An 18,876-nucleotide genomic window follows, 5' to 3' on the forward strand; every position below is an offset into this window, starting at 1 on the left:
TAGCGCCTGACGGGTAAAACCTGTGCTGACGGCTAACCGATGCTCTTCGCTGCTTGCAGGACTTCCTTGGCGTGGCCCGGGACCTTCACCCCGCGCCACTCCTGCACCAGCACGCCATAGGCATCGATCAGGAAGGTGCTGCGCTCGATGCCGCGCACCTGCTTGCCGTACATGTTCTTCTGCTTGATGACGCCGAACAGATTGCAGACGGTTTCGTCGGCGTCGGAGATGAGAGGGAAGGGAAGCTCGTACTTGGCCTTGAAGTTTTCGTGCGATTTCAATGAATCGCGCGAGATGCCGATGACCACCGCGCTGGCCGCCAGGAATTCGGCGTGCAGGTCGCGGAAATCCTGGCTTTCGGTGGTGCAGCCAGGCGTGTTGTCCTTGGGATAGAAATACAGGATCACGGCGCGGCCCTGGCATTGCTCCAGGCTGATCGGACCTATGGTGCTTTCGGCGGTGAACAGCGGGGCGGGTTTGCCTATGGTCGGCGTCATTTCTGGGATTCTCCGTTGGGGGGGATGAGGGCCACGACCACGCGCCGGCCCTCCGCCATCAGGATGTTGTAGGTGCGCGAGGCGGCGTGCGTGTCCATGATCTCGACGCCGATGCCGGCCGCCAGCAGGGGGCGCAGCACGTCGGGGCGCAGGAACTGCTGGCGCGCGCCCGTGCCCACCAGCAGCACTTCCGGCGCATTCGCGGGACGGCTGGGGCTGGCTTCCGGTTCGTCCAGAAAGTCCATGGGGTCGCGGACGGGCTCGGACAATCCGGCCGCCTGGCGCAAGAGGGTGGGGGTAATGTCGGCCGGCGACTCAACAGGCCAGTGGGTCACTTCGCCTTCGGGGCCGAACGCGACCGAGGAGGAAAAACGTACCTGGTTGACCTCGATATAGCCATCGCCATAGGCGGTGACGGTATTCAGAGCGGCCGTCGCAGGATCGGTATGCAGCTTCAATAAAAACTCCGGCTATATGGCCCGATAATAGCGCATCGGGATGACGCCATGTTGCAGGGTATCCACGAGAGAGACCCCCACGCTGCGCTCGCTTACTGCTCCCGAGGGGGCGCGTTTTGCTTGGGGCGGCCCGGCGGAGAACCGAGGCCCCCACGCCGCACTCGCTGCGCTCGCTTGCTGCCCCCGAGGGGGCGCGTTTTGCCTTGGGGCGGCCCGGCGGCAAAACAGGGCTTCTTTGCCACGCGATTTCCCTCGGGCGGACCCTGAAATCGGCCCCTTTTTTTCCCCATTTGCCGCACAGCCCTCCTTGCGCTAGATTACAGGGTTTTGCTGCACTGCAATCCCTTGCCGGCGCAGCGTTTCGGACCCTTTTCCCCTTCGCGCATTCGCGCCCTGGTTTTTTCGCCCTTTTTATCGCCCCCTAAGGATTCCCATCATGAGGAAGTTCTCCCGCATCGAGCGTCTGCCCCCGTACGTTTTCAACATTACCGGCGAGCTCAAGATGGCGGCGCGTAGGCGTGGCGAAGACATCATCGACATGTCGATGGGCAACCCGGACGGCGCGACTCCCAAGCACATCGTCGACAAGATGGTGGAAGCGACGACCCGCCCGACCACGCACGGCTATTCCGTGTCCAAGGGCATTCCGCGCCTGCGCAAGGCGATCTGTGACTGGTACCAGCGCCGCTATGCGGTCGAGTTCGATCCGGATTCCGAAGCCATCGTCACCATCGGCTCCAAGGAAGGCCTGGCCCACCTGATGCTGGCCACGCTGGACCGCGGCGACACCGTGCTGGTACCCAACCCCAGCTATCCGATCCATATCTACGGCGCGGTCATCGCCGGCGCCAATATCCGTTCCGTGCGCATGACGCCGGGGGTGGACTTCTTCGAGGAACTGGAACGCGCCGTGCGCGAGTCCATCCCGAAGCCCAAGATGATGGTGCTGGGCTTTCCCAGCAACCCGACCGCGCAATGCGTGGACCTGTCGTTCTTCGAGCGCGTGGTGGCGCTGGCCAAGGAACACGACATCCTGGTCGTGCATGACCTGGCCTACGCCGACATCACCTTCGACGGCTACGTGGCGCCGTCCATCATGCAGGTGCCCGGCGCGCGCGATGTCGCCGTCGAGTTCTTCACGATGAGCAAGAGCTACAACATGGCGGGCTGGCGCATCGGCTACATGGTCGGCAACCGCGAGCTGGTCAACGCGCTCGCGCGCATCAAGAGCTATCACGACTACGGCACGTTCACGCCGATCCAGGTGGCGTCCATCGCCGCGCTGGACGGTCCGCAGGACTGCGTGAACGAAATCGTGGCGCAGTACCAAAGCCGCCGCGACGTGCTCGTGCGCGGCTTGCATGAAGCAGGTTGGAATGTGGAAATTCCCAAGGCGTCCATGTACATCTGGGCGCAGATCCCCGAACCCTACAGGGCGATGGGCTCTTTGGAATTTGCCAAGCGCGTCCTGTCGGATGCGAAGGTGGCCGTGTCCCCCGGGATCGGCTTTGGCGAGTATGGCGACGAATACGTGCGCTTCGCTTTGATCGAAAACGAGCAGCGCACCCGGCAAGCGGTGCGAGGCATCAAAGACATGTTCCGCAAGGACGGATTGCTGAAGTAGAGCCCACCCCCGAAGCGCTGCGCGCTTCCCCCTCAATGGGGCATGCCTGCGGACCGGCGGAGCCGGATCCGCGGCATCCCGATAGGGGGGCACCGTATCAGGGGGCGCAGCTCTCGCACAGCAGTTATGGAGAACCGAAAATGAATTCCCCTCAACGCCCGCCTGCAGAAGGCGCCGCGATGAAACCCATGAAAGTCGGCCTGCTCGGCCTGGGCGTGGTTGGCGGAGGCACCTGGTCGGTGCTGTCGCGCAATGCTGAAGAAATCGCACGCCGCGCCGGTCGCCGCATTGAAGTGACTCGCGCCGCCGTGCGCGACGTGGCCAAGGCGCGTGCGCGCGTGGGCGACGCCATCCTGGTCGACACCGATGTGCGCGCGCTGGTGCGCGATCCCGAAATCGACATCGTGGTCGAACTGATCGGCGGCGACACGCTGGCGCGCGAGCTGGTGCTGGAAGCCATCGCCAACGGCAAGCACGTCGTGACCGCCAACAAGGCGCTGCTGGCCAAGCACGGCAACGAGATCTTCGCTGCAGCCCATGAACGCGGCGTGATGGTGACCTTCGAAGCCGCCGTCGCGGGCGGCATCCCCATCATCAAGGCGATCCGCGAAGGCCTGACCGCCAACCGCATCCAGTGGGTGGCCGGCATCATCAACGGCACCACCAACTTCATCCTGTCCGAAATGCGTACGCGCGGCCTGCCGTTCGCCGACGTGCTGGCCGAGGCGCAGCGCCTGGGCTACGCCGAAGCCGACCCCACGTTCGATGTGGAAGGCGTGGACGCGGCGCACAAGCTGACCCTGCTGGCGTCGCTGGCCTTCGGCGTGCCGGTCCAGTTCGACCGCGCCTACATCGAAGGCATTTCGCAGCTGGCCGCCGAGGACATCGAGCATGCCGAACGCCTGGGCTACCGCATCAAGCTGCTGGGCGTCACCAAGCGCCGTCCGGACGGCATCGAACTGCGCGTGCATCCCGCGCTGGTGCCGGCCGAGCGCCTGCTGGCCAACGTCGAAGGCGCGATGAACGCCGTGCTGGTCAAGGGCGACGCCGTCGGCCCCACGCTGTACTACGGCCAGGGCGCGGGCGAAGAACCCACCGCCTCGGCCGTGGTGGCCGACCTGGTCGATGTGACCCGCCTGCACACCGCCGATCCGGGCAACCGCGTGCCGCACCTGGCGTTCCAGCCGGACGCCATGTCCGATACGCCGATCCTGCCGATCGAAGATGTCAGCACCTCGTACTACCTGCGCCTGCGCGTGGACGACCAGCCGGGCGTGCTGGCCGACATCGCCCGCATCCTGGCCGACCGTTCCATCTCCATCGGTTCGATGATCCAGCAGCCGTCGCACATCGGCGGCGCCGACATCATCTTCCTGACGCATGAAGCGGTTGAAGGCAACGTCAATCAGGCGATCGAGCGCATCGAAGCCCTGCCGTTCGTGCGCTCGAAAGTGACGCGCCTGCGCGTGGAAAATTTGCTATGAAATACATCTCCACCCGCGGCGGCATGACGCCGCTGCAGTTCTCGGACATCCTGCTGGAAGGCCTGGCGCCGGACGGCGGCTTGGCCGTGCCGGAGCAACTGCCCCAGGTTTCGGCGGAAACGCTGGAGTCCTGGCGCGGCCTGCCGTATGCCGACCTGGCGTTCGAAGTGCTGTCGCTGTTCGCCACCGACATTCCGGCCGACGACCTGCGCCGCTTGACGCGCGCGGCCTACAACCAGCAGACCTTCAACAGCGAGGACATCGTCCCGCTGCGTCCGCTGGACGGCGGCCTGTCGCTGCTGGGCCTGTCCGAAGGGCCGACGCTGGCCTTCAAGGACATGGCCATGCAGTTCCTGGGCCAGGTCTTCGAATACGTGCTGGCCAAGCGCGGCACCACCCTGAACATCGTGGGCGCCACCTCCGGCGACACGGGTTCGGCGGCGGAGTACGCCTTGCGCGGCAAGAAGGGCGTGGCGGTGTTCATGCTGTCGCCCCACGGCCGCATGAGCGCCTTCCAGCGCGCGCAGATGTATTCGCTGCAGGACGAGAACATCCACAACATCGCCGTGCGCGGCGTGTTCGACGAAGCCCAGGACATCGTCAAGGCCCTGGCCGGTGATCTCGAGTTCAAGAGCAAGTACCGCCTGGGCGCGGTCAACTCCATCAACTGGGCGCGCATCGCCGCCCAGGTGGTGTACTACTTCCACGGCTGGCTGCGCGCCACCAGCAAGGCCGGCGAGCAGGTTTCGTTCGCGGTGCCCTCGGGCAATTTCGGCAACATCCTGTCCGGCCACATCGCGCGCAGCATGGGCCTGCCGATCCGCCGCCTGGTGCTGGCCACGAACGAAAACAACGTGCTGGAAGAGTTCTTCCGCACGGGCGTCTATCGTCCGCGTCCCGCCGAGCAGACCTACGCCACCTCCAGCCCGTCCATGGACATTTCGCGCGCGTCGAATTTCGAGCGCTTCGTGTTCGACCTGGTCGGCCGCGACGCGGCGCGCGTCAAGGAACTGTGGGCCGGCATGGCGCGCGACGGGTCTTTCGATCTGTCCGCCCTGAAGCCGCAGTTCGAGGAACGCTATGGCTTCGTGTCGGGCGCAAGCACGCACGAAGACCGCCTCGCGACGATCCGTTCGGTCTACGACGAAACCGGCGTGCTGATCGATCCGCACACCGCCGATGGCGTCAAGGTCGCGCGTGAATTCGTCGAGCCCGGCGTGCCCATGCTGGTCCTGGAAACCGCCTTGCCGGCGAAGTTCTCGGAAACCATTGAAGAGGCCCTGGGCCGTCCGGCCACGCCGCCGGGCAACCTGGCCGATCTTGAATCCTTGCCGCAGCGCGTCGAACTCATGGATTGCGATGCGGGCGCCGTGCGCCGTTTCATCGAGGCGAACGCCAAGGTGTAAAGGCCGCTTGCGTCTTGTATGCGTGTGCAACCCCTCGCAGGCCGGGCCTTCGAGGGGTTTCTTTCATTTTGGCGGGTCAGCGGCTTTACCTTCGCATGCATTTTGACCACAACCCGTCACGAATGCGGGGACAGTGTCAGATACAGTGAATTCACGATTCACTTTCGGAGAACACGCCCATGAAACTGAAGACCATGACGCTCGCCCTGGCCGTGACCGGATTCGGAGTGCTGGCGGGATGCTCGTCTCCGTCGGTCATTCAGCAGCGGGATGGCAGCTCGACCGTGACGCCGGACAAGCCCGAGTACGACAAGGATTCGGGCATGTACGAATACGACAAGGACGGCAAGAAGGTCCAGATCAACAAGGACGACGTGAAGTCGATCGAACAGGTGAAGTGACCGCCGTTCCGATATGCTTGTCCATGCAAAAAGCCCCGGCCGCTCAAGGCGCCGGGGCTTTTTCGTTGGCGCAGGGCGCCCGCAGCGTTACTGCTTGGCTGCGTCTTCGGCGTGGTAGCGGCCGACGCGGTCGACTTCGTTCTTCGAGCCCAGGATCACGCTGACGCGCTGGTGCAGCTTGTCAGGCTGGATCTCCATGATGCGCTGCGTGCCGTTGATCGCGGCGCCGCCGGCCTGTTCGACCAGGAAGCTCATGGGGTTGGCTTCGTACATCAGGCGCAGCTTGCCGGCCTTGCCAGGTTCGCGGGCATCCCACGGGTACATGAAGATGCCGCCGCGGGTCAGGATGCGATGCACGTCGGCCACCATGGAGGCGATCCAGCGCATGTTGTAGTCCTTGCCCAGCGGACCGGTCGTGCCGGCCAGGCAATCGTCGACGTAGCGCTTGACCGGGGCAGCCCAGTGGCGCATGTTCGACATGTTGATGGCGAACTCCTTGGTGTCTTCCGGCACGCGGATGTTCTCGTGCGTCAGCACCCACGAGCCCATTTCGCGGTCCAGCGTGAAGCCCACCACGCCATTGCCGATGGTCAGCACCAGCATCGTCTGCGGACCATAGACGGCATAGCCGGCCACGACCTGCTTGTCGCCCGGTTGCAGGAAGTCCTGCTCGCACACCGGCGCGCCCGACACGTCATGCGGGGCGTGCAGCACCGAGAAGATGGTCCCGATGGAGACGTTGACGTCGATGTTCGAAGAGCCGTCCAGGGGATCGAACAGCAGCAGGTATTCGCCCTTGGGGTAGCGGTTCGGAATCAGATGGATGGTTTCCATCTCTTCCGAGGCCATGGCCGCCAGATGGCCGCCCCATTCATTGGCTTCGAGCAGGATTTCGTTGGACAGCACGTCCAGCTTCTTCTGCACTTCGCCCTGGACATTCTCGCTTTCCAGGCTGCCGAGGACGCCGCCGAGCGCGCCCTTGCTCACCGCATGGCTGATGGCCTTGCAGGCGCGCGCGACCACTTCGATGAGCAGCCGCACTTCCGGCGCGAGGGCTTGGGCGGAGCGCTGCTGCTCCACCAGGTATTGGGTCAGTGTTTTACGTTTCAAAGGAACCTCCTATGCTGCGAATTCTAAAGCCTTGGATACGATTTCCTGCACATTGCGCGACAGGCCTTCCTGTGCGCGCACCCGCTGCAGGGCGGCCTGCATAGGCGTGCGCAGGGCGGGCACGAAGCGTGCCCAGTTGTCCAGCGCGCGCGCAAGGCGGGCGGCAATCTCGGGGTTGAGGGCATCCAGCGCCAGCACCTGCTCGGCCCAGAAGGCGTAGCCGGTGCCATCGGGGTGATGCATGCCGCGGGCGTTGTTCAGGCAGAACTGGAAGATCAGCGAGCGCGCGCGGTTCGGGTTGCGCAAGGTGAACGCGGGGTGCTGCATCAGCTCGCGCGCGGTCTGCACGGTGGTCGAGCGGGCCGCAGCCTGCAGGGCGAACCACTTGTCCACCACCAGGGCGTTGTCGCGCCATTTGTCGTAGAAAGCGGCAAGCGCCTTGTGCGGGAAGTCGCCCTGGCCGAAATTGATCAGCGCGGACAGCGCCGCCATGCTGTCGGTCATGTTGCCGGCCTTCTCGTACTGCTGTTCGGCCAGGCGCTGGGCATCCGGTTCGCCCGCCGCCATCAGGTGGCTGAGCGCCAGGTTCTTCAAGGCGCGCCTGCCGGCCGGAACCGGCGCCGGACTGTATTCGCCCGGGGTCTGGTTGTCGTCGAATGCCTGGCGGAATTCGGCGGACAACTGGCGTCCCAGTTCGGCGCGCAGGAAGTCGCGCGCGACCGCGAGGGCCGGCGGGTCCACCTGCTGCATGCGTTCTGCCAGGGTCTTTTCGGACGGCAGGGCCAGGGCGCGGGCGCGATAGGCGGCGTCCAGCGCCGGATCGGTCAGCAACGCGCGCCAGGTCTCGATGAAGGCGGCGTCGGCATGCAGGGTCTTGCCGGCCTGGCGGGCCTCGGCCAGCGCCAGGATCTGGCGGGTGGCGAATTCCTGGCCGGCCTCCCAACGCGCGAAGGGATTGCCGTCGTGCGCCGACAGCAGGGCCAGTTCTTCGTTGGTCCAGTCGTAGTCCACGATGACCGGGGCCGAGAAGTCGCGCAATAGCGACGGCACGGGACGCTCGGCGATATCCTCGAATACCCATTGCTGGCTTTGCTGCGTCAGTTCCAGCAGCGCGGTGTCCAGGACTGCGCCAGCATGGCGCAGCGGCAGCGCGCGGCCGTCGCGGTCCAGCAAGCCGATGGCGAACGGGATGTGGAAGGGGGCCTTGACGTAGTCGGCGCCGGCCTTCTTCTCCACGCCGACCGGCGGGCATTCCTGGGTGAGCGTCATGGTGCAGCGGCGCGCGGCGGCGTCGTGGTCGAGCTTGACGGTCACGCGCGGCGTGCCGGCCTGGCGGTACCAGCGGCGGAACACGGACAGGTCGCGGTCCGGATGCTGGCGCACGTAGACGGATTCCATGGCGGCGACGAAGTCGTCGCAGGTCACGGCCTGGCCGTCATGGCGGCGGAAGTACTCGTCCATGCCGGCGCGAAAGCCTTCCTCGCCCAGCAGAGTGTGCTGCATGCGGATGACTTCGGCGCCTTTCTCGTACACGGTGGCCGTGTAGAAGTTGCCGATCTCCTGGTAACTTTCAGGCCGGATCGGATGGGCCATGGGACCGGCGTCTTCCGGAAACTGGGCGGCGCGCAACGCCACAACGTCGTCGATGCGCTTGACCGCGCGGGCGCTCGCGGCCTCGGCGGCATCCATGCCGTGGGCCATCATGTCGGCGCTGAATTCCTGGTCGCGAAAGACGGTCAGGCCTTCCTTCAGGCTCAGCTGGAACCAGTCGCGGCAGGTGACGCGGTTGCCGGTCCAGTTGTGGAAGTACTCGTGTCCGATGACGGATTCGATGCCTTCATAGTTGGCGTCCGTGGCCGTATCCGCATCCGCCAGCACGTAGGCGGCGTTGAAGATGTTCAAGCCCTTGTTTTCCATCGCGCCCATGTTGAAGTCATGGACGGCCACGATCATGAAGCGGTCCAGGTCCAGCTCCAGGCCGAAGCGGCTTTCGTCCCAGCGCAGCGCGCGCACCAGCGAATCCAGCGCCCATTCGGTCTTGGATTCCGAGCCCGGGTCGCTGTAGACCTGCAGCAGCACGTCGCGGCCGCTGGACGTCTTCACGGTGGTTTCGCGGTGGGTGAGCTTGCCTGCCACCAGCGCGAACAGGTAGCAGGGCTTGGGGAAGGGATCTTCCCATTCGACTTCGTTGCGGCCGTCGGGCAACTGGCGCGTGGCCAGCAGGTTGCCGTTGGACAGCAGCACCGGATACTCGGGCTGGGCGCGCAAGGTCACGCGGTAGCGCGACATCACGTCGGGCCGGTCGGCGAACCAGGTGATGCGGCGAAAACCTTCGGCTTCGCATTGGGTGAAGAAGTTGCCGCCCGAGACGTACAGGCCCATCAGCGTGGAATTGGCCGACGGTTTGCATCGGCTGACGATTTCCACCGTGGCGGCGGGGGGCAGGCCGTAAAGGGCCAGGCTGTGTTCGGAAAGGCGGTAACTGTCGGCGGGCAGGGCCGTGCCATTCACGCCTACCGAGACGAGTTCCAGGTCTTCGCCGTCCAGGGTCAGGGCGGCGTCGGCGCTGGCCCCGGCCTTGCGTTGCACTTGCATCGTGCAGCGCACTTCGGTCGCGTCCGGCGCGAGGTCGAAGGCGAGGGCGACTTCGGGAATGTCGTAGGGGTAGGGCTGGTAATCCTTGCGATATACGGTTACGGGCGTGTCTGTGCGCATGGGATTGCAGTCCTGTATGAACGAGGGTTCTATTGTAGTGGCTGGGCAAGACGCGCCGACCTGGGCCGTTTGGCGTACCGTAAACTTTTTGTAGCGGTCTGAGTCAAAGTCAGTATCATGGCGCCGTCGCGCGCCAGAGGGGTGTCAAATGTCGAGGTTGTCCATGTTCAATATGCGCCGCTGGGCCGGTCTGCTGGCCGTGGCGGGGGCGTTTGCCCTGACGGGTTGTGCCGCGCCCACGGTTTCCGCGCGGGTCACTTCCTTTCAGCAATGGCCCGCAGGCGTGGAGGGGCAAACCTACCAGTTCATTGCCGCCGACGCCTCGCAAAACAATAATCTCGAATATCAGTCCTATCAGGACATGGTGCGGGCCGGCATAGGCGCAACCGGCCTGGTCGAGGCCAAGCCTGGCGCCAAGGGTCGTTTCGACGTGTCGTTCAACTACGGCACCTCGCAGACCCAGATAATGGTGCAGCGTCCGTACGACCCATATTTCTACGGCGGCTACGGCTACGGAGGTTTCTACGGTCCGCGTCCGTGGGGAGCGGGATATGGCTACTGGGGGCCGGACTGGGTGGACGTGCCCATGGTCGTGCAGCGCAATACCCTCACCCTGCATATCTACGACACGCAGCGCAGCGGCGCCGAGGTATACCGTTCCAGCGCTTTCATATTGAGCGAGCGCGACGATTTCCTGCGTACCATGCCGTACCTGGTGCGCGCAATATTTGATAATTTTCCCGGGAATAATGGCGCGGAACGCGAAATCCGCTTCCCCGTGCAATGAAATCGGCGTGGCTTTTCGGTCCCGCCTTTAAATAAAATCGGCGCACCAAAATGGTGCGCCGATTTTTTTCTTACTGGCGAATAGGTTCTTATTCTTTGATAAGAAAACTGTCGCGGGTCGCGCCTGCGGCTTCTTCCGCGGCGAGCCAGCGGGGAGCCTTGCCACGGCCGCTCCACGTTTCCCCTGTTTGAGGATGGCGGTACTTGGGCGCAACGGCGCGTTTGGCGGCGTTGGCCGGACGGGCAGCGGCGCCAGCCTTGCGGCGGCCGCCGGTGGCGGCGCGGGCGGGTTTGCCGGCGCCATAGGCTGCGACGATTTCTTCAGGCGTGATGTCGTACTCGCGCATCGACGTGATGATCTGCGTGATCACGGGCTTGCGACGCTTGGTTTGCAGGACTTCAGCCTTCTTTTGTAGCTTGTTGATTTCCTTTTCGATCTTTGCTTGCAGTGCTGCGTAGGATTCTCGGGCCATGGTTTATTCCTGATTATGGAACTGCTGTAATCGCCGGCGAAGTTATTGTGTAATTGTTGTGCCTCGCATAATACAGAAGTTACGGCTTGACTTCCTGGTTTCTGAAGCAATTACTTTGTATCAAAAGAGTCCGATACCGTTTTCAGGCGCGCGAGTGCCCGCGACGAGCCAAGTATTGGGAAGGATATTCTCGAATTTGGGACAACTTGAAACAATAGGGGTATTGGTTCACGAGGCGGACGAATAGCCGCGCGTGCCCTTGCATCTGCTCGATTTGTCTCGCAAAGCGCGCAAATGCGGGGCTTCCAGGCTTGGCGCCTGCCTCGAGCAAGCGGTGTGCGAGGCGTTCCCAGAAGTCTGATGACGTGATGGCGGGAACGAATGAATTGTCTAGCAGTCTGATATTGGTCCAACCTGATCAGATGGGGTCCTCGCGCTGCGAGCCCTGCGAGCTGTTTGGCATATTTCATTTTGATGTCAGGTTGTATGACGAGTTTGGCCCGAGATGTCTGAATCCCTTTGCCTATATGCCAGGTGGCTGCAAATGCTCCATGGCGACCAGGAAAAAGGGGCGCATCGAACATCGTTTGAGCTCGTCAATTCAACTTGATATGTAATATTCCGGCCCCATGCATACCTCCGCAGATAATGCCCGCGGTATTTTTGGCCGCCGACGCGTACCTTCCGGAGATCCGTGGCTGGCGCCATGTCGCCGGGCCGCGCCAGCGTTACGATATGATCTCGAGTATCACCGCGAGCGCGCGCCAGCGCGCCGCCGTCTCCTGTACAGAGCCCCATGAAAATCATCGATCCCGCCATTGCTTCCCTCGCCACCGCCAAATCTCTGCTGCTCGACCCCTGGGGCCTGACCGAGGCGGACATGGCGCGCGCGCTGGGTGAGATCTTCACGCACAAGGTCGACTACGCCGATCTGTATTTCCAGTACACGCGCAGCGAGGGCTGGAGCCTGGAAGAGGGCATCGTCAAGACCGGCAGTTTTTCGATCAGCCAGGGTGTCGGGGTACGCGCCGTGAGCGGCGAGAAAACCGCCTTCGCCTATTCGGATTCGCTGTCGCCCGAAGCGCTGTTGTCGTCCGCGCACGCGGTTCGCGGCATTGCGCGCCGCGGCGCTGGCAAGGTAAAGGTGGCGGCGCAGGTCGAAGCCGAGATCGGCCGCAGCCTGTATGCCGATATCGATCCGGTTGCCACCTTGAGCGCTCCCGAGAAGGTCGCGCTGCTGGAACGCGTGGAGCGCATGGCGCGCGCGCGCGATCCGCACGTGATCCAGGTCATGGCGGGGCTGGGCGCCGAATATGACGTGGTGCTGGTGGCCGGCAGCGACGGCCGCCTGGCCGCCGACGTGCGTCCGCTGGTGCGCCTGTCGCTGACTGTCATTGCCGAACGCAATGGCCGCCGCGAAATGGGTCACGCGGGCGGCGGCGGCCGCCTGGGCCTGGCCTATTTCACGGACGAAATGCTGCAGGGTTATGTCGAGCGCGCGGTGCACGAGGCCATGGTGAACCTGGAAGCGCGTCCGGCGCCAGCGGGTGAAATGACCGTCGTGCTGGGTTCGGGCTGGCCCGGCATTCTGCTGCACGAGGCCGTCGGCCACGGGCTGGAAGGCGACTTCAACCGCAAGGGCTCCAGCGTGTTCTCCGGCCGCATCGGTGAGCGCGTGGCCTCCAAGGGCGTGACCGTGGTCGACGACGGCACGATCCCGGATCGCCGCGGCTCGCTCAATATCGACGACGAAGGCAATGCCACCCAGCGCAACGTGCTGATCGAGGACGGTATCCTGCGCGGCTACATGCAGGACACGCTGAACGCACGCCTCATGAAGACCGCCGCCACCGGTAACGGCCGCCGCGAATCGTTCGCGCATCTGCCCATGCCGCGCATGACCAATACCTACATGCTGGCGGGCGACAAGCCGGCCGAGGAAATCGTGTCTTCCGTCAAGCGCGGCTTGTACGCGGTCAACTTCGGCGGCGGCCAGGTCGACATCACCAACGGCAAGTTCGTGTTCTCCGCGTCCGAAGCCTACATGATCGAAAACGGCAAGGTGACCTATCCGGTCAAGGGCGCCACCCTGATCGGCAACGGTCCGGACGCCATGAACCGCGTCACCATGATCGGCAACGACCTGCAGCTGGATTCCGGCGTGGGCACTTGCGGCAAGGATGGCCAGAGCGTGCCCGTGGGCGTGGGCATGCCCACGGTCCGCATGGAAGGCCTGACCGTCGGCGGCACCGCCTGACTCAAAAACACGGATGACGGCTCGAAAAAATTGTGCTAGAGTCAATCCCCATGAAATTCGCGTCCCCCGCTTTTTATTTTTATTTTTATGGTTTTCTGAAGCCGCTGGCGGAGGAAGGGACGCGCTCAATCTGAAGTTTGGAAAGAATCCCCCCAAAAAAGCCGCCAGCGAACTGGCGGCTTTTTTTGCGCCGCCAGTTGAGGAAACCATCTCGGGAACATCCCCGCGGCGGGCAACCCAGGAGCAGTACCGTGTCACACAATACCGATGACCTTCGCATTCGAGAAATCAAAGAGCTGAACCCGCCCGCGCATGTCATGCGCGAGTTCGCCTGCACCAAGGAGGCGTCCGACACCGTGTTCGCCGCCCGCCAGGGGATGCACCGCATCCTGCACGGCATGGATGACCGGATGATCGTCGTGATCGGCCCTTGCTCCATCCATGACACCCGCGCGGCTATCGAATATGCGAAGCGCCTGAAGCCCGTGCGCGACCGGCTGAGCGCCGACCTGGAAATCGTGATGCGCGTGTACTTCGAGAAGCCACGCACCACCGTGGGCTGGAAGGGTCTGATCAACGATCCGGACCTGGACGGCAGCTTCGACATCAACAAGGGCGTGCGCGTCGCCCGTGAACTGCTGCTGGACATCAACAGCATGGGACTGCCGGCGGGTTGCGAGTTCCTGGACATGATTACGCCGCAGTACATCGCGGATCTGGTCTCCTGGGGGGCGATCGGGGCTCGGACGACGGAAAGCCAGGTGCATCGCGAGCTGGCATCGGGACTGTCGTGTCCGGTGGGGTTCAAGAACGGCACCGACGGCAATGTGAAGATCGCGGTCGACGCGATCAAGGCGGCGTCGCAGCCGCACCATTTCCTGTCGGTGACCAAGGGTGGGCATTCCGCCATCGTGTCGACGGCCGGCAACGAGGACTGCCACGTCATCCTGCGCGGCGGCAAGACGCCGAACTACGATGCGGCCAGCATCGAGGCGGCCTGCCAGGACATGTCCAAGGCCGGCCTGGCGCAGCGCATCATGATCGACGCCAGCCACGCCAACAGCAGCAAGAAGCCCGAGAACCAGCCGTTGGTCATCGAAGACGTGGCGCGTCAGATGGAAGCGGGCGACAGCCGCCTGGTGGGCGTCATGGTTGAAAGCCACCTGCTGGGCGGCCGCCAGGACATGGTGCCGGGTACGCCGCTGGTCTACGGCCAGAGCATCACCGACGGCTGCATCGACTGGGACGCCTCGGTCGCCGTGCTTGAACGCCTGGCCCATGCCGTGCGCGAACGTCGCCGCGTCGCCCTGACTTCCGGCAAATAAGCCCCTGGCAGCGCCGCGGATCGCCAAGGCCTGGCGGTTTGCGGCGCGGTGCGCGCGGCGGCGTAGAATAATCAGGTTAACGAACCCGAGATCACGCTGACCATGAACGCTCCCTTGCACGCAGAATCGTTGCGCCGCCCGGTGCCGGCCGCTTGTCTGGATGCCTTGCGCGCCCGCTTTGGCGACCGCCTGTCCGAATCCTCCGCCATGCGCGACCATCATGGCCGCGATGAATCTCCCTATCCGGCCATGCCGCCGGACGCCGTGGTCTTCGCGCACACGACCGAAGAAGTGGCCGAGATCGCCAAGCTGTGCAACGAGCATCGCGTGCCGCTGATTCCCTATGGCGCCGGCTCTTCGCTCGAAGGCCATATTCTGGCGATCCAGGGGGGCATCAGCCTGGACCTGTCGCAGATGAACAAGGTGTTGGCGGTCAACGCCGAGGATCTGACCGCCACCGTGCAGGCAGGCGTGCTGCGCAAGCAGCTCAACGAGGAAATCCGCGACACCGGCCTGTTCTTCCCGATCGATCCGGGCGCCGACGCGAGCCTGGGCGGCATGGCGGCCACGCGCGCTTCCGGCACCAACGCCGTGCGCTACGGCACCATGCGCGAGAACGTCATGTCGTTGACCGTGGTGACGGCGGACGGGCGCATCATCCGCACAGCGGGCCGCGCCCGCAAGTCCTCGGCCGGCTATGACCTGACGCGCATCTTCGTCGGCAGCGAAGGCACCCTGGGCATCATCACCGAAGTGACGGTGCGCCTGTATCCCCAGCCTGAAGCAGTGTCGGCCGCGGTCTGCAATTTCCCCACGCTGGATTCGGCGGTGCAGAGCGTGATCGAAATCATCCAGATGGGAGTGCCGGTCGCGCGCGTCGAGTTCATGGACGCGGCCAGCGTGCGCGCGGTGAACCTGCACAGCAAGCTGACCCTGCGCGAAACGCCGCTGCTGGTGTTCGAGTTCCACGGCAGTCCCGCCGGCGTGCAGGAGCAAGCCGAAACCGTGCAAGCGATCACGGCAGACCATGGCGGCATGGACTTCGAATGGGCAGAGCGTCCCGAAGACCGCAGCCGCCTGTGGACCGCGCGCCACAATGCCTACTTCGCCGGCCTGCAACTGCGCCCCGGCTGCCGCGCCAGCACTACCGACGTCTGCGTGCCGATCTCGCGCCTGGCCGATTGCGTGCGCGACACGGTCGAAGAACTGGACCGCGCAAGCTTCCCCTACACGATCGTGGGCCACGTTGGCGACGGCAACTTCCATGTGCTGATGCTGCTCGATGCGGACAGCGCCAAGGAATGGGAAGAATCCGAAACCATCAACCACAACCTGGTGCGCCGCGCGATCGCCGCCGACGGCACCTGCACGGGCGAGCACGGCGTGGGCCTGCACAAGATGCAGTTCATGGCCGAAGAGCATGGCGAGGACGCCCTGGATCTGATGCGCAGCCTGAAGCACGCGTTTGATCCGAACAACATTCTCAATCCTGGCAAGATCGTGTCCTGGTAAGCCTGCTTCGGCAGTGCAGCCGATATCCGAAGCCGACGGCGCGCCGTCGGCTTTTTTCTTGCCGTCCTCAGGCGCGAACGAGGAGGGCGGCTTTCGCGGTGCGGCAGGCGATTACGGCTGGTTACTTATCTGGCGTGCCATAGGTGCACGGATGCGGGTAAATCCCGGTCTGCTAGTGACGGGCGCTCGCGCTATTGTTGCGCTCATGAATTCATTGGTCGAAACCGGCCTGGCACAAGTGCAGGCGCCTTATTCCTTGCAGCAGCTCATCGAGGCGTTGTCGGCCGTGTTGCCCGCGCACTGCGTGTTGTTCCGCGAAGAAGATACGCGTCCCTACGAGTGCGACGGCCTTTCCCTGTATCGCGCGCTGCCTGCGGTCGTCGCCCTTCCAGAAACGGAAGAGCAGGTGCAGGCCGTCATGCGCATCTGCAAACGCCTGAATGCGCCCGTGGTCGCGCGCGGCGCCGGCACCGGCTTGTCCGGCGGCGCCATGCCGCATAGCCGCGGCGTGTTGCTCGGCTTGTCCAAATTCAATCGCATCAAGCACATAGACCTGGCCAGCGCCACGGCCATCGTGCAGCCGGGCGTACGCAATCTGGCGATCTCGGAGGCGGCTGCGCCTTACGGGCTGTATTACGCGCCTGATCCTTCCAGCCAGATAGCCTGTTCCATCGGCGGCAACGTGGCGGAGAATTCCGGCGGCGTGCATTGCCTGAAGTACGGACTGACCGTGCACAACGTGCTGCGCGTGCGGGTCGTGACGATCGATGGCGATGTGGTTGAACTGGGTTCCGAAGCGCCCGATGCGCCGGGCCTGGACTTGCTGTCCGTCTTCATCGGTTCGGAAGGCATGCTGGGCGTGGTCACGGAAGTGACGGTCAAGCTCATTCCCAAGCCGGCCTGCGCGCAGGTCGTCATGGCCAGTTTTTCCAGCGTGGAAGCAGCGGGCAATGCGGTCACGCAGGTGATCGCGGCCGGCATGATACCCGCGGGCCTGGAGATGATGGACCGCCGCGCGACCCACATGGTCGAACCCTTTGTGCGCGCCGGCTACGACATGGATGCGCAAGCCATCCTGCTGTGCGAATCCGACGGCACGCCTGAAGAGGTGGAGCACGAGATCGCGCGCATGGAGGCCGTGTTCCGCGAGGCCGGAGCCACGCGCTGCCAGGTCTCGTCATCAGAGGCCGAACGCCTGAAGTTCTGGGCCGGCCGCAAGAATGCCTTCCCGGCCGCGGGGCGCGTATCGCCCGATTACTATTGCATGGACGGCACGATACCGCGCCGCCATCTGGCGCGCGTGCTGGGCGCCATCGAACAGATGGAAGACGAATTCAGCCTGCGCTGCGCCAACGTCTTTCACGCAGGCGACGGCAACCTGCACCCGTTGATCCTGTTCGATTCAAACAAGCCGGACGAGGTGGAGCGCGCCGAGAAATTCGGCGCCGCCATACTCGAGCTGTGCGTGCAGGTAGGAGGGACCGTGACCGGAGAGCACGGTGTGGGTATGGAGAAAATAAATCAAATGTGCGTGCAATTCTCTCGCGAAGAACTCGACGCGTTTCTGGCGGTCAAGCGGGCCTTCGATCCGCCCTGCCTGCTCAATCCTGAAAAAGTCATCCCTACGCTGGCCCGCTGCGCCGAATACGGCAAGATGCACGTCCACGCGGGAGAGTTGCGCTTCCCCGATCTCGCCCGTTTCTAGGACCTGTCCTTATGGATTTCGTCCTGTCGGAATTGTGCGACCAGGTCATGACGGCCCGTGCCGGCCACAAACCCCTGTTTGTGATGGGCGGGGGCAGCAAGGCGTTCTATGGCAATTACCGCCCGGTGACGCCGCAGGACGGCCACTGCCTGCTGGACATGACTCCCTATCGCGGCATCGTCAGCTACCACCCGTCGGAGCTGGTGGTGACGGTGCGCGCGGGTACGCCGCTCGCCGAACTTGAAGCCGCGCTGGCCGAGAACGGACAGATGCTGGCCTTCGAGCCGCCGCATTTCTCGGCGTCCGCCACGGTGGGCGGATGTGTCGCGGCGGGGCTGTCAGGCCCGCGCCGCATGAGCGCTGGCGCGCTCAAGGATTTTGTCCTGGGCGCGCAACTGCTGGATTCGGAAGGCCGCATCCTCTCGTTTGGCGGCGAGGTCATGAAGAACGTGGCGGGCTATGACGTGTCGCGCCTGTTGGCCGGTTCGCATGGCATCTTCGGCGCCATACTCGAAGTCTCCCTCAAGGTCGTGCCGCGGCCGATGGAAGAGATCACCCTGGCGTTGCCCGCGACGCAGGCGCAGGCCTTGGCCAGCTTCGCCCTGTGGCGCGGCAAGCCGTTGCCGATCTCGGCCACCAGTTGGAGCGGTGACGAGGCGGGCGCCGAAGGCCAGATGGCCGTGCGCCTGTCGGGCGCGCCGCCCGCGATCGCCAGCGCCCGCCAACTGATAGGCGGCGCGCCGATGGCGCCCGAGGCCGCGCAGGCCTGGTGGCGGTCGCTGCGCGAGCAGACGCATTCCTTCTTCGCGCCGGGCCGGCCCTTGTGGCGCCTGGCGTTGCCGCCCACCGCCGCCGCGTTGGCGCTGGGGCCGACCTTGCTGGAATGGGGCGGAGGCCAGCGCTGGCTGTCGGGCGAGCAAGACGCCGCCGCGCTGCGCGAAACCGCAGAGCGGCTGGGCGGCCACGCCACGCTGTTCCGCACCGGGCAGGGCAAGCCGCCTGCCGACGGCGTATTCCATCCGCTGGCGCCCGGGATCGCCTCGATCACGCGCCGCCTCAAACAAGAGCTCGATCCGGCCGGCCTGTTCAATCCCGGCCGCCTGGTCCTGGATCTATAGGGCAT

General features: G+C 64.4%; 15 protein-coding genes. 10 read left to right on the forward strand and 5 right to left on the reverse strand.

Annotated features, from left to right (window positions below):
• Nucleotides 1-32 precede the first annotated feature (32 nt).
• Nucleotides 33-497, reverse strand: coding sequence for a peroxiredoxin (locus tag IB259_RS21195; RefSeq protein WP_054451079.1), 465 nt, complete (start codon nucleotides 495-497; stop codon nucleotides 33-35).
• Nucleotides 494-955 (reverse strand): Mth938-like domain-containing protein, encoded by a 462-nt coding sequence (locus IB259_RS21200; RefSeq protein WP_054451080.1) that lies wholly within the window; start codon nucleotides 953-955, stop codon nucleotides 494-496. Before IB259_RS21200 ends, IB259_RS21195 begins: the two co-directional genes overlap by 4 nt.
• A 436-nt stretch (nucleotides 956-1,391) precedes the next feature.
• Here IB259_RS21200 and alaC point away from each other — a divergent pair, with 436 nt between their 5' ends.
• The 4 genes from alaC to IB259_RS21220 all read left to right on the forward strand — a co-directional run bounded on the left by alaC (nucleotide 1,392) and on the right by IB259_RS21220 (nucleotide 5,870).
• Nucleotides 1,392-2,579 carry an alanine transaminase gene (alaC, locus tag IB259_RS21205; protein ID WP_008164319.1) on the forward strand — a complete coding sequence of 396 codons (1,188 nt, stop codon included), beginning with the start codon at nucleotides 1,392-1,394 and terminating at the stop codon, nucleotides 2,577-2,579.
• A gap of 179 nt (nucleotides 2,580-2,758) precedes the next feature.
• Nucleotides 2,759-4,063 carry a homoserine dehydrogenase gene (locus tag IB259_RS21210; RefSeq protein ID WP_054451082.1) on the forward strand — a complete coding sequence of 435 codons (1,305 nt, stop codon included), beginning with the start codon at nucleotides 2,759-2,761 and terminating at the stop codon, nucleotides 4,061-4,063.
• Complete coding sequence (gene thrC, locus IB259_RS21215; protein ID WP_119450532.1) at nucleotides 4,060-5,469, forward strand: threonine synthase; 1,410 nt, start codon at nucleotides 4,060-4,062, stop codon at nucleotides 5,467-5,469. The genes IB259_RS21210 and thrC overlap by 4 nt, the downstream gene beginning before the upstream one ends.
• A gap of 179 nt (nucleotides 5,470-5,648) precedes the next feature.
• The gene (locus IB259_RS21220) at nucleotides 5,649-5,870 is read left to right on the forward strand and encodes a YgdI/YgdR family lipoprotein (protein ID WP_054451084.1); all 222 of its coding nucleotides are present in this window, start codon (nucleotides 5,649-5,651) and stop codon (nucleotides 5,868-5,870) included.
• A gap of 87 nt (nucleotides 5,871-5,957) precedes the next feature.
• Here the strand turns inward: IB259_RS21220 and IB259_RS21225 are convergent, their stop codons facing one another.
• Together IB259_RS21225 and pepN are read right to left on the reverse strand one after the other, a co-directional pair.
• Nucleotides 5,958-6,980, reverse strand: a complete 1,023-nt coding sequence (locus tag IB259_RS21225) for a class 1 fructose-bisphosphatase (protein ID WP_054451085.1) — start codon at nucleotides 6,978-6,980, stop codon at nucleotides 5,958-5,960.
• A gap of 9 nt (nucleotides 6,981-6,989) precedes the next feature.
• Entirely contained in the window at nucleotides 6,990-9,695 is a 2,706-nt protein-coding gene (pepN, locus tag IB259_RS21230) for an aminopeptidase N (RefSeq protein ID WP_192330053.1), read from the reverse strand.
• A 148-nt stretch (nucleotides 9,696-9,843) separates the two neighbouring features.
• Between pepN and IB259_RS21235 the strand changes: the two genes are divergently transcribed.
• The gene (locus tag IB259_RS21235; RefSeq protein ID WP_175214022.1) at nucleotides 9,844-10,482 is read left to right on the forward strand and encodes a DUF4136 domain-containing protein; all 639 of its coding nucleotides are present in this window, start codon (nucleotides 9,844-9,846) and stop codon (nucleotides 10,480-10,482) included.
• Nucleotides 10,483-10,570: 88 nt separating this feature from the next.
• On the opposite strand, the gene IB259_RS21240 is transcribed toward IB259_RS21235, so the two are convergent.
• The gene (locus IB259_RS21240; RefSeq protein ID WP_054451087.1) at nucleotides 10,571-10,954 is read right to left on the reverse strand and encodes an H-NS family nucleoid-associated regulatory protein; all 384 of its coding nucleotides are present in this window, start codon (nucleotides 10,952-10,954) and stop codon (nucleotides 10,571-10,573) included.
• 796 nt (nucleotides 10,955-11,750) lie between these two features.
• Here IB259_RS21240 and tldD point away from each other — a divergent pair.
• From tldD to glcE, 5 genes are all read left to right on the forward strand, one after another.
• Nucleotides 11,751-13,211: a metalloprotease TldD gene (tldD, locus tag IB259_RS21245; RefSeq protein ID WP_013392574.1), complete on the forward strand. Its 1,461-nt coding sequence runs from the start codon at nucleotides 11,751-11,753 to the stop codon at nucleotides 13,209-13,211.
• A 251-nt stretch (nucleotides 13,212-13,462) separates the two neighbouring features.
• Entirely contained in the window at nucleotides 13,463-14,536 is a 1,074-nt protein-coding gene (gene aroG, locus IB259_RS21250; RefSeq protein ID WP_054451088.1) for a 3-deoxy-7-phosphoheptulonate synthase AroG, read from the forward strand.
• 102 nt (nucleotides 14,537-14,638) lie between these two features.
• The gene (locus tag IB259_RS21255; protein WP_119450530.1) at nucleotides 14,639-16,048 is read left to right on the forward strand and encodes an FAD-binding oxidoreductase; all 1,410 of its coding nucleotides are present in this window, start codon (nucleotides 14,639-14,641) and stop codon (nucleotides 16,046-16,048) included.
• Nucleotides 16,049-16,253: 205 nt separating this feature from the next.
• A complete protein-coding gene (locus IB259_RS21260; RefSeq protein WP_054451090.1) occupies nucleotides 16,254-17,753 on the forward strand; it encodes an FAD-linked oxidase C-terminal domain-containing protein in 1,500 nt (499 codons plus the stop codon).
• A gap of 11 nt (nucleotides 17,754-17,764) precedes the next feature.
• Nucleotides 17,765-18,871, forward strand: coding sequence for a glycolate oxidase subunit GlcE (glcE, locus tag IB259_RS21265; RefSeq protein ID WP_054451091.1), 1,107 nt, complete (start codon nucleotides 17,765-17,767; stop codon nucleotides 18,869-18,871).
• Nucleotides 18,872-18,876: the final 5 nt, after the last annotated feature.

It is taken from the genome of Achromobacter sp. ACM04, assembly GCF_014851465.1.
Classification (GTDB): Bacteria; Pseudomonadota; Gammaproteobacteria; order Burkholderiales; family Burkholderiaceae_B; genus Achromobacter; species Achromobacter aegrifaciens.

Excerpts from the sequence above, each read along its gene's own strand:
- IB259_RS21240 (WP_054451087.1), bottom strand. The coding sequence starts at position 10,954 with ATGGCCCGAGAATCCTACGCAGCACTGCAAGCAAAGATCGAAAAGGAA.
- IB259_RS21260 (WP_054451090.1), top strand. The coding sequence starts at position 16,254 with ATGAATTCATTGGTCGAAACCGGCCTGGCACAAGTGCAGGCGCCTTAT.
- IB259_RS21220 (WP_054451084.1), top strand. The coding sequence starts at position 5,649 with ATGAAACTGAAGACCATGACGCTCGCCCTGGCCGTGACCGGATTCGGA.
- glcE (WP_054451091.1), top strand. The coding sequence starts at position 17,765 with ATGGATTTCGTCCTGTCGGAATTGTGCGACCAGGTCATGACGGCCCGT.
- pepN (WP_192330053.1), bottom strand. The coding sequence starts at position 9,695 with ATGCGCACAGACACGCCCGTAACCGTATATCGCAAGGATTACCAGCCC.
- IB259_RS21255 (WP_119450530.1), top strand. The coding sequence starts at position 14,639 with ATGAACGCTCCCTTGCACGCAGAATCGTTGCGCCGCCCGGTGCCGGCC.
- alaC (WP_008164319.1), top strand. The coding sequence starts at position 1,392 with ATGAGGAAGTTCTCCCGCATCGAGCGTCTGCCCCCGTACGTTTTCAAC.
- IB259_RS21210 (WP_054451082.1), top strand. The coding sequence starts at position 2,759 with ATGAAACCCATGAAAGTCGGCCTGCTCGGCCTGGGCGTGGTTGGCGGA.
- thrC (WP_119450532.1), top strand. The coding sequence starts at position 4,060 with ATGAAATACATCTCCACCCGCGGCGGCATGACGCCGCTGCAGTTCTCG.
- IB259_RS21195 (WP_054451079.1), bottom strand. The coding sequence starts at position 497 with ATGACGCCGACCATAGGCAAACCCGCCCCGCTGTTCACCGCCGAAAGC.
- tldD (WP_013392574.1), top strand. The coding sequence starts at position 11,751 with ATGAAAATCATCGATCCCGCCATTGCTTCCCTCGCCACCGCCAAATCT.
- IB259_RS21235 (WP_175214022.1), top strand. The coding sequence starts at position 9,844 with ATGTCGAGGTTGTCCATGTTCAATATGCGCCGCTGGGCCGGTCTGCTG.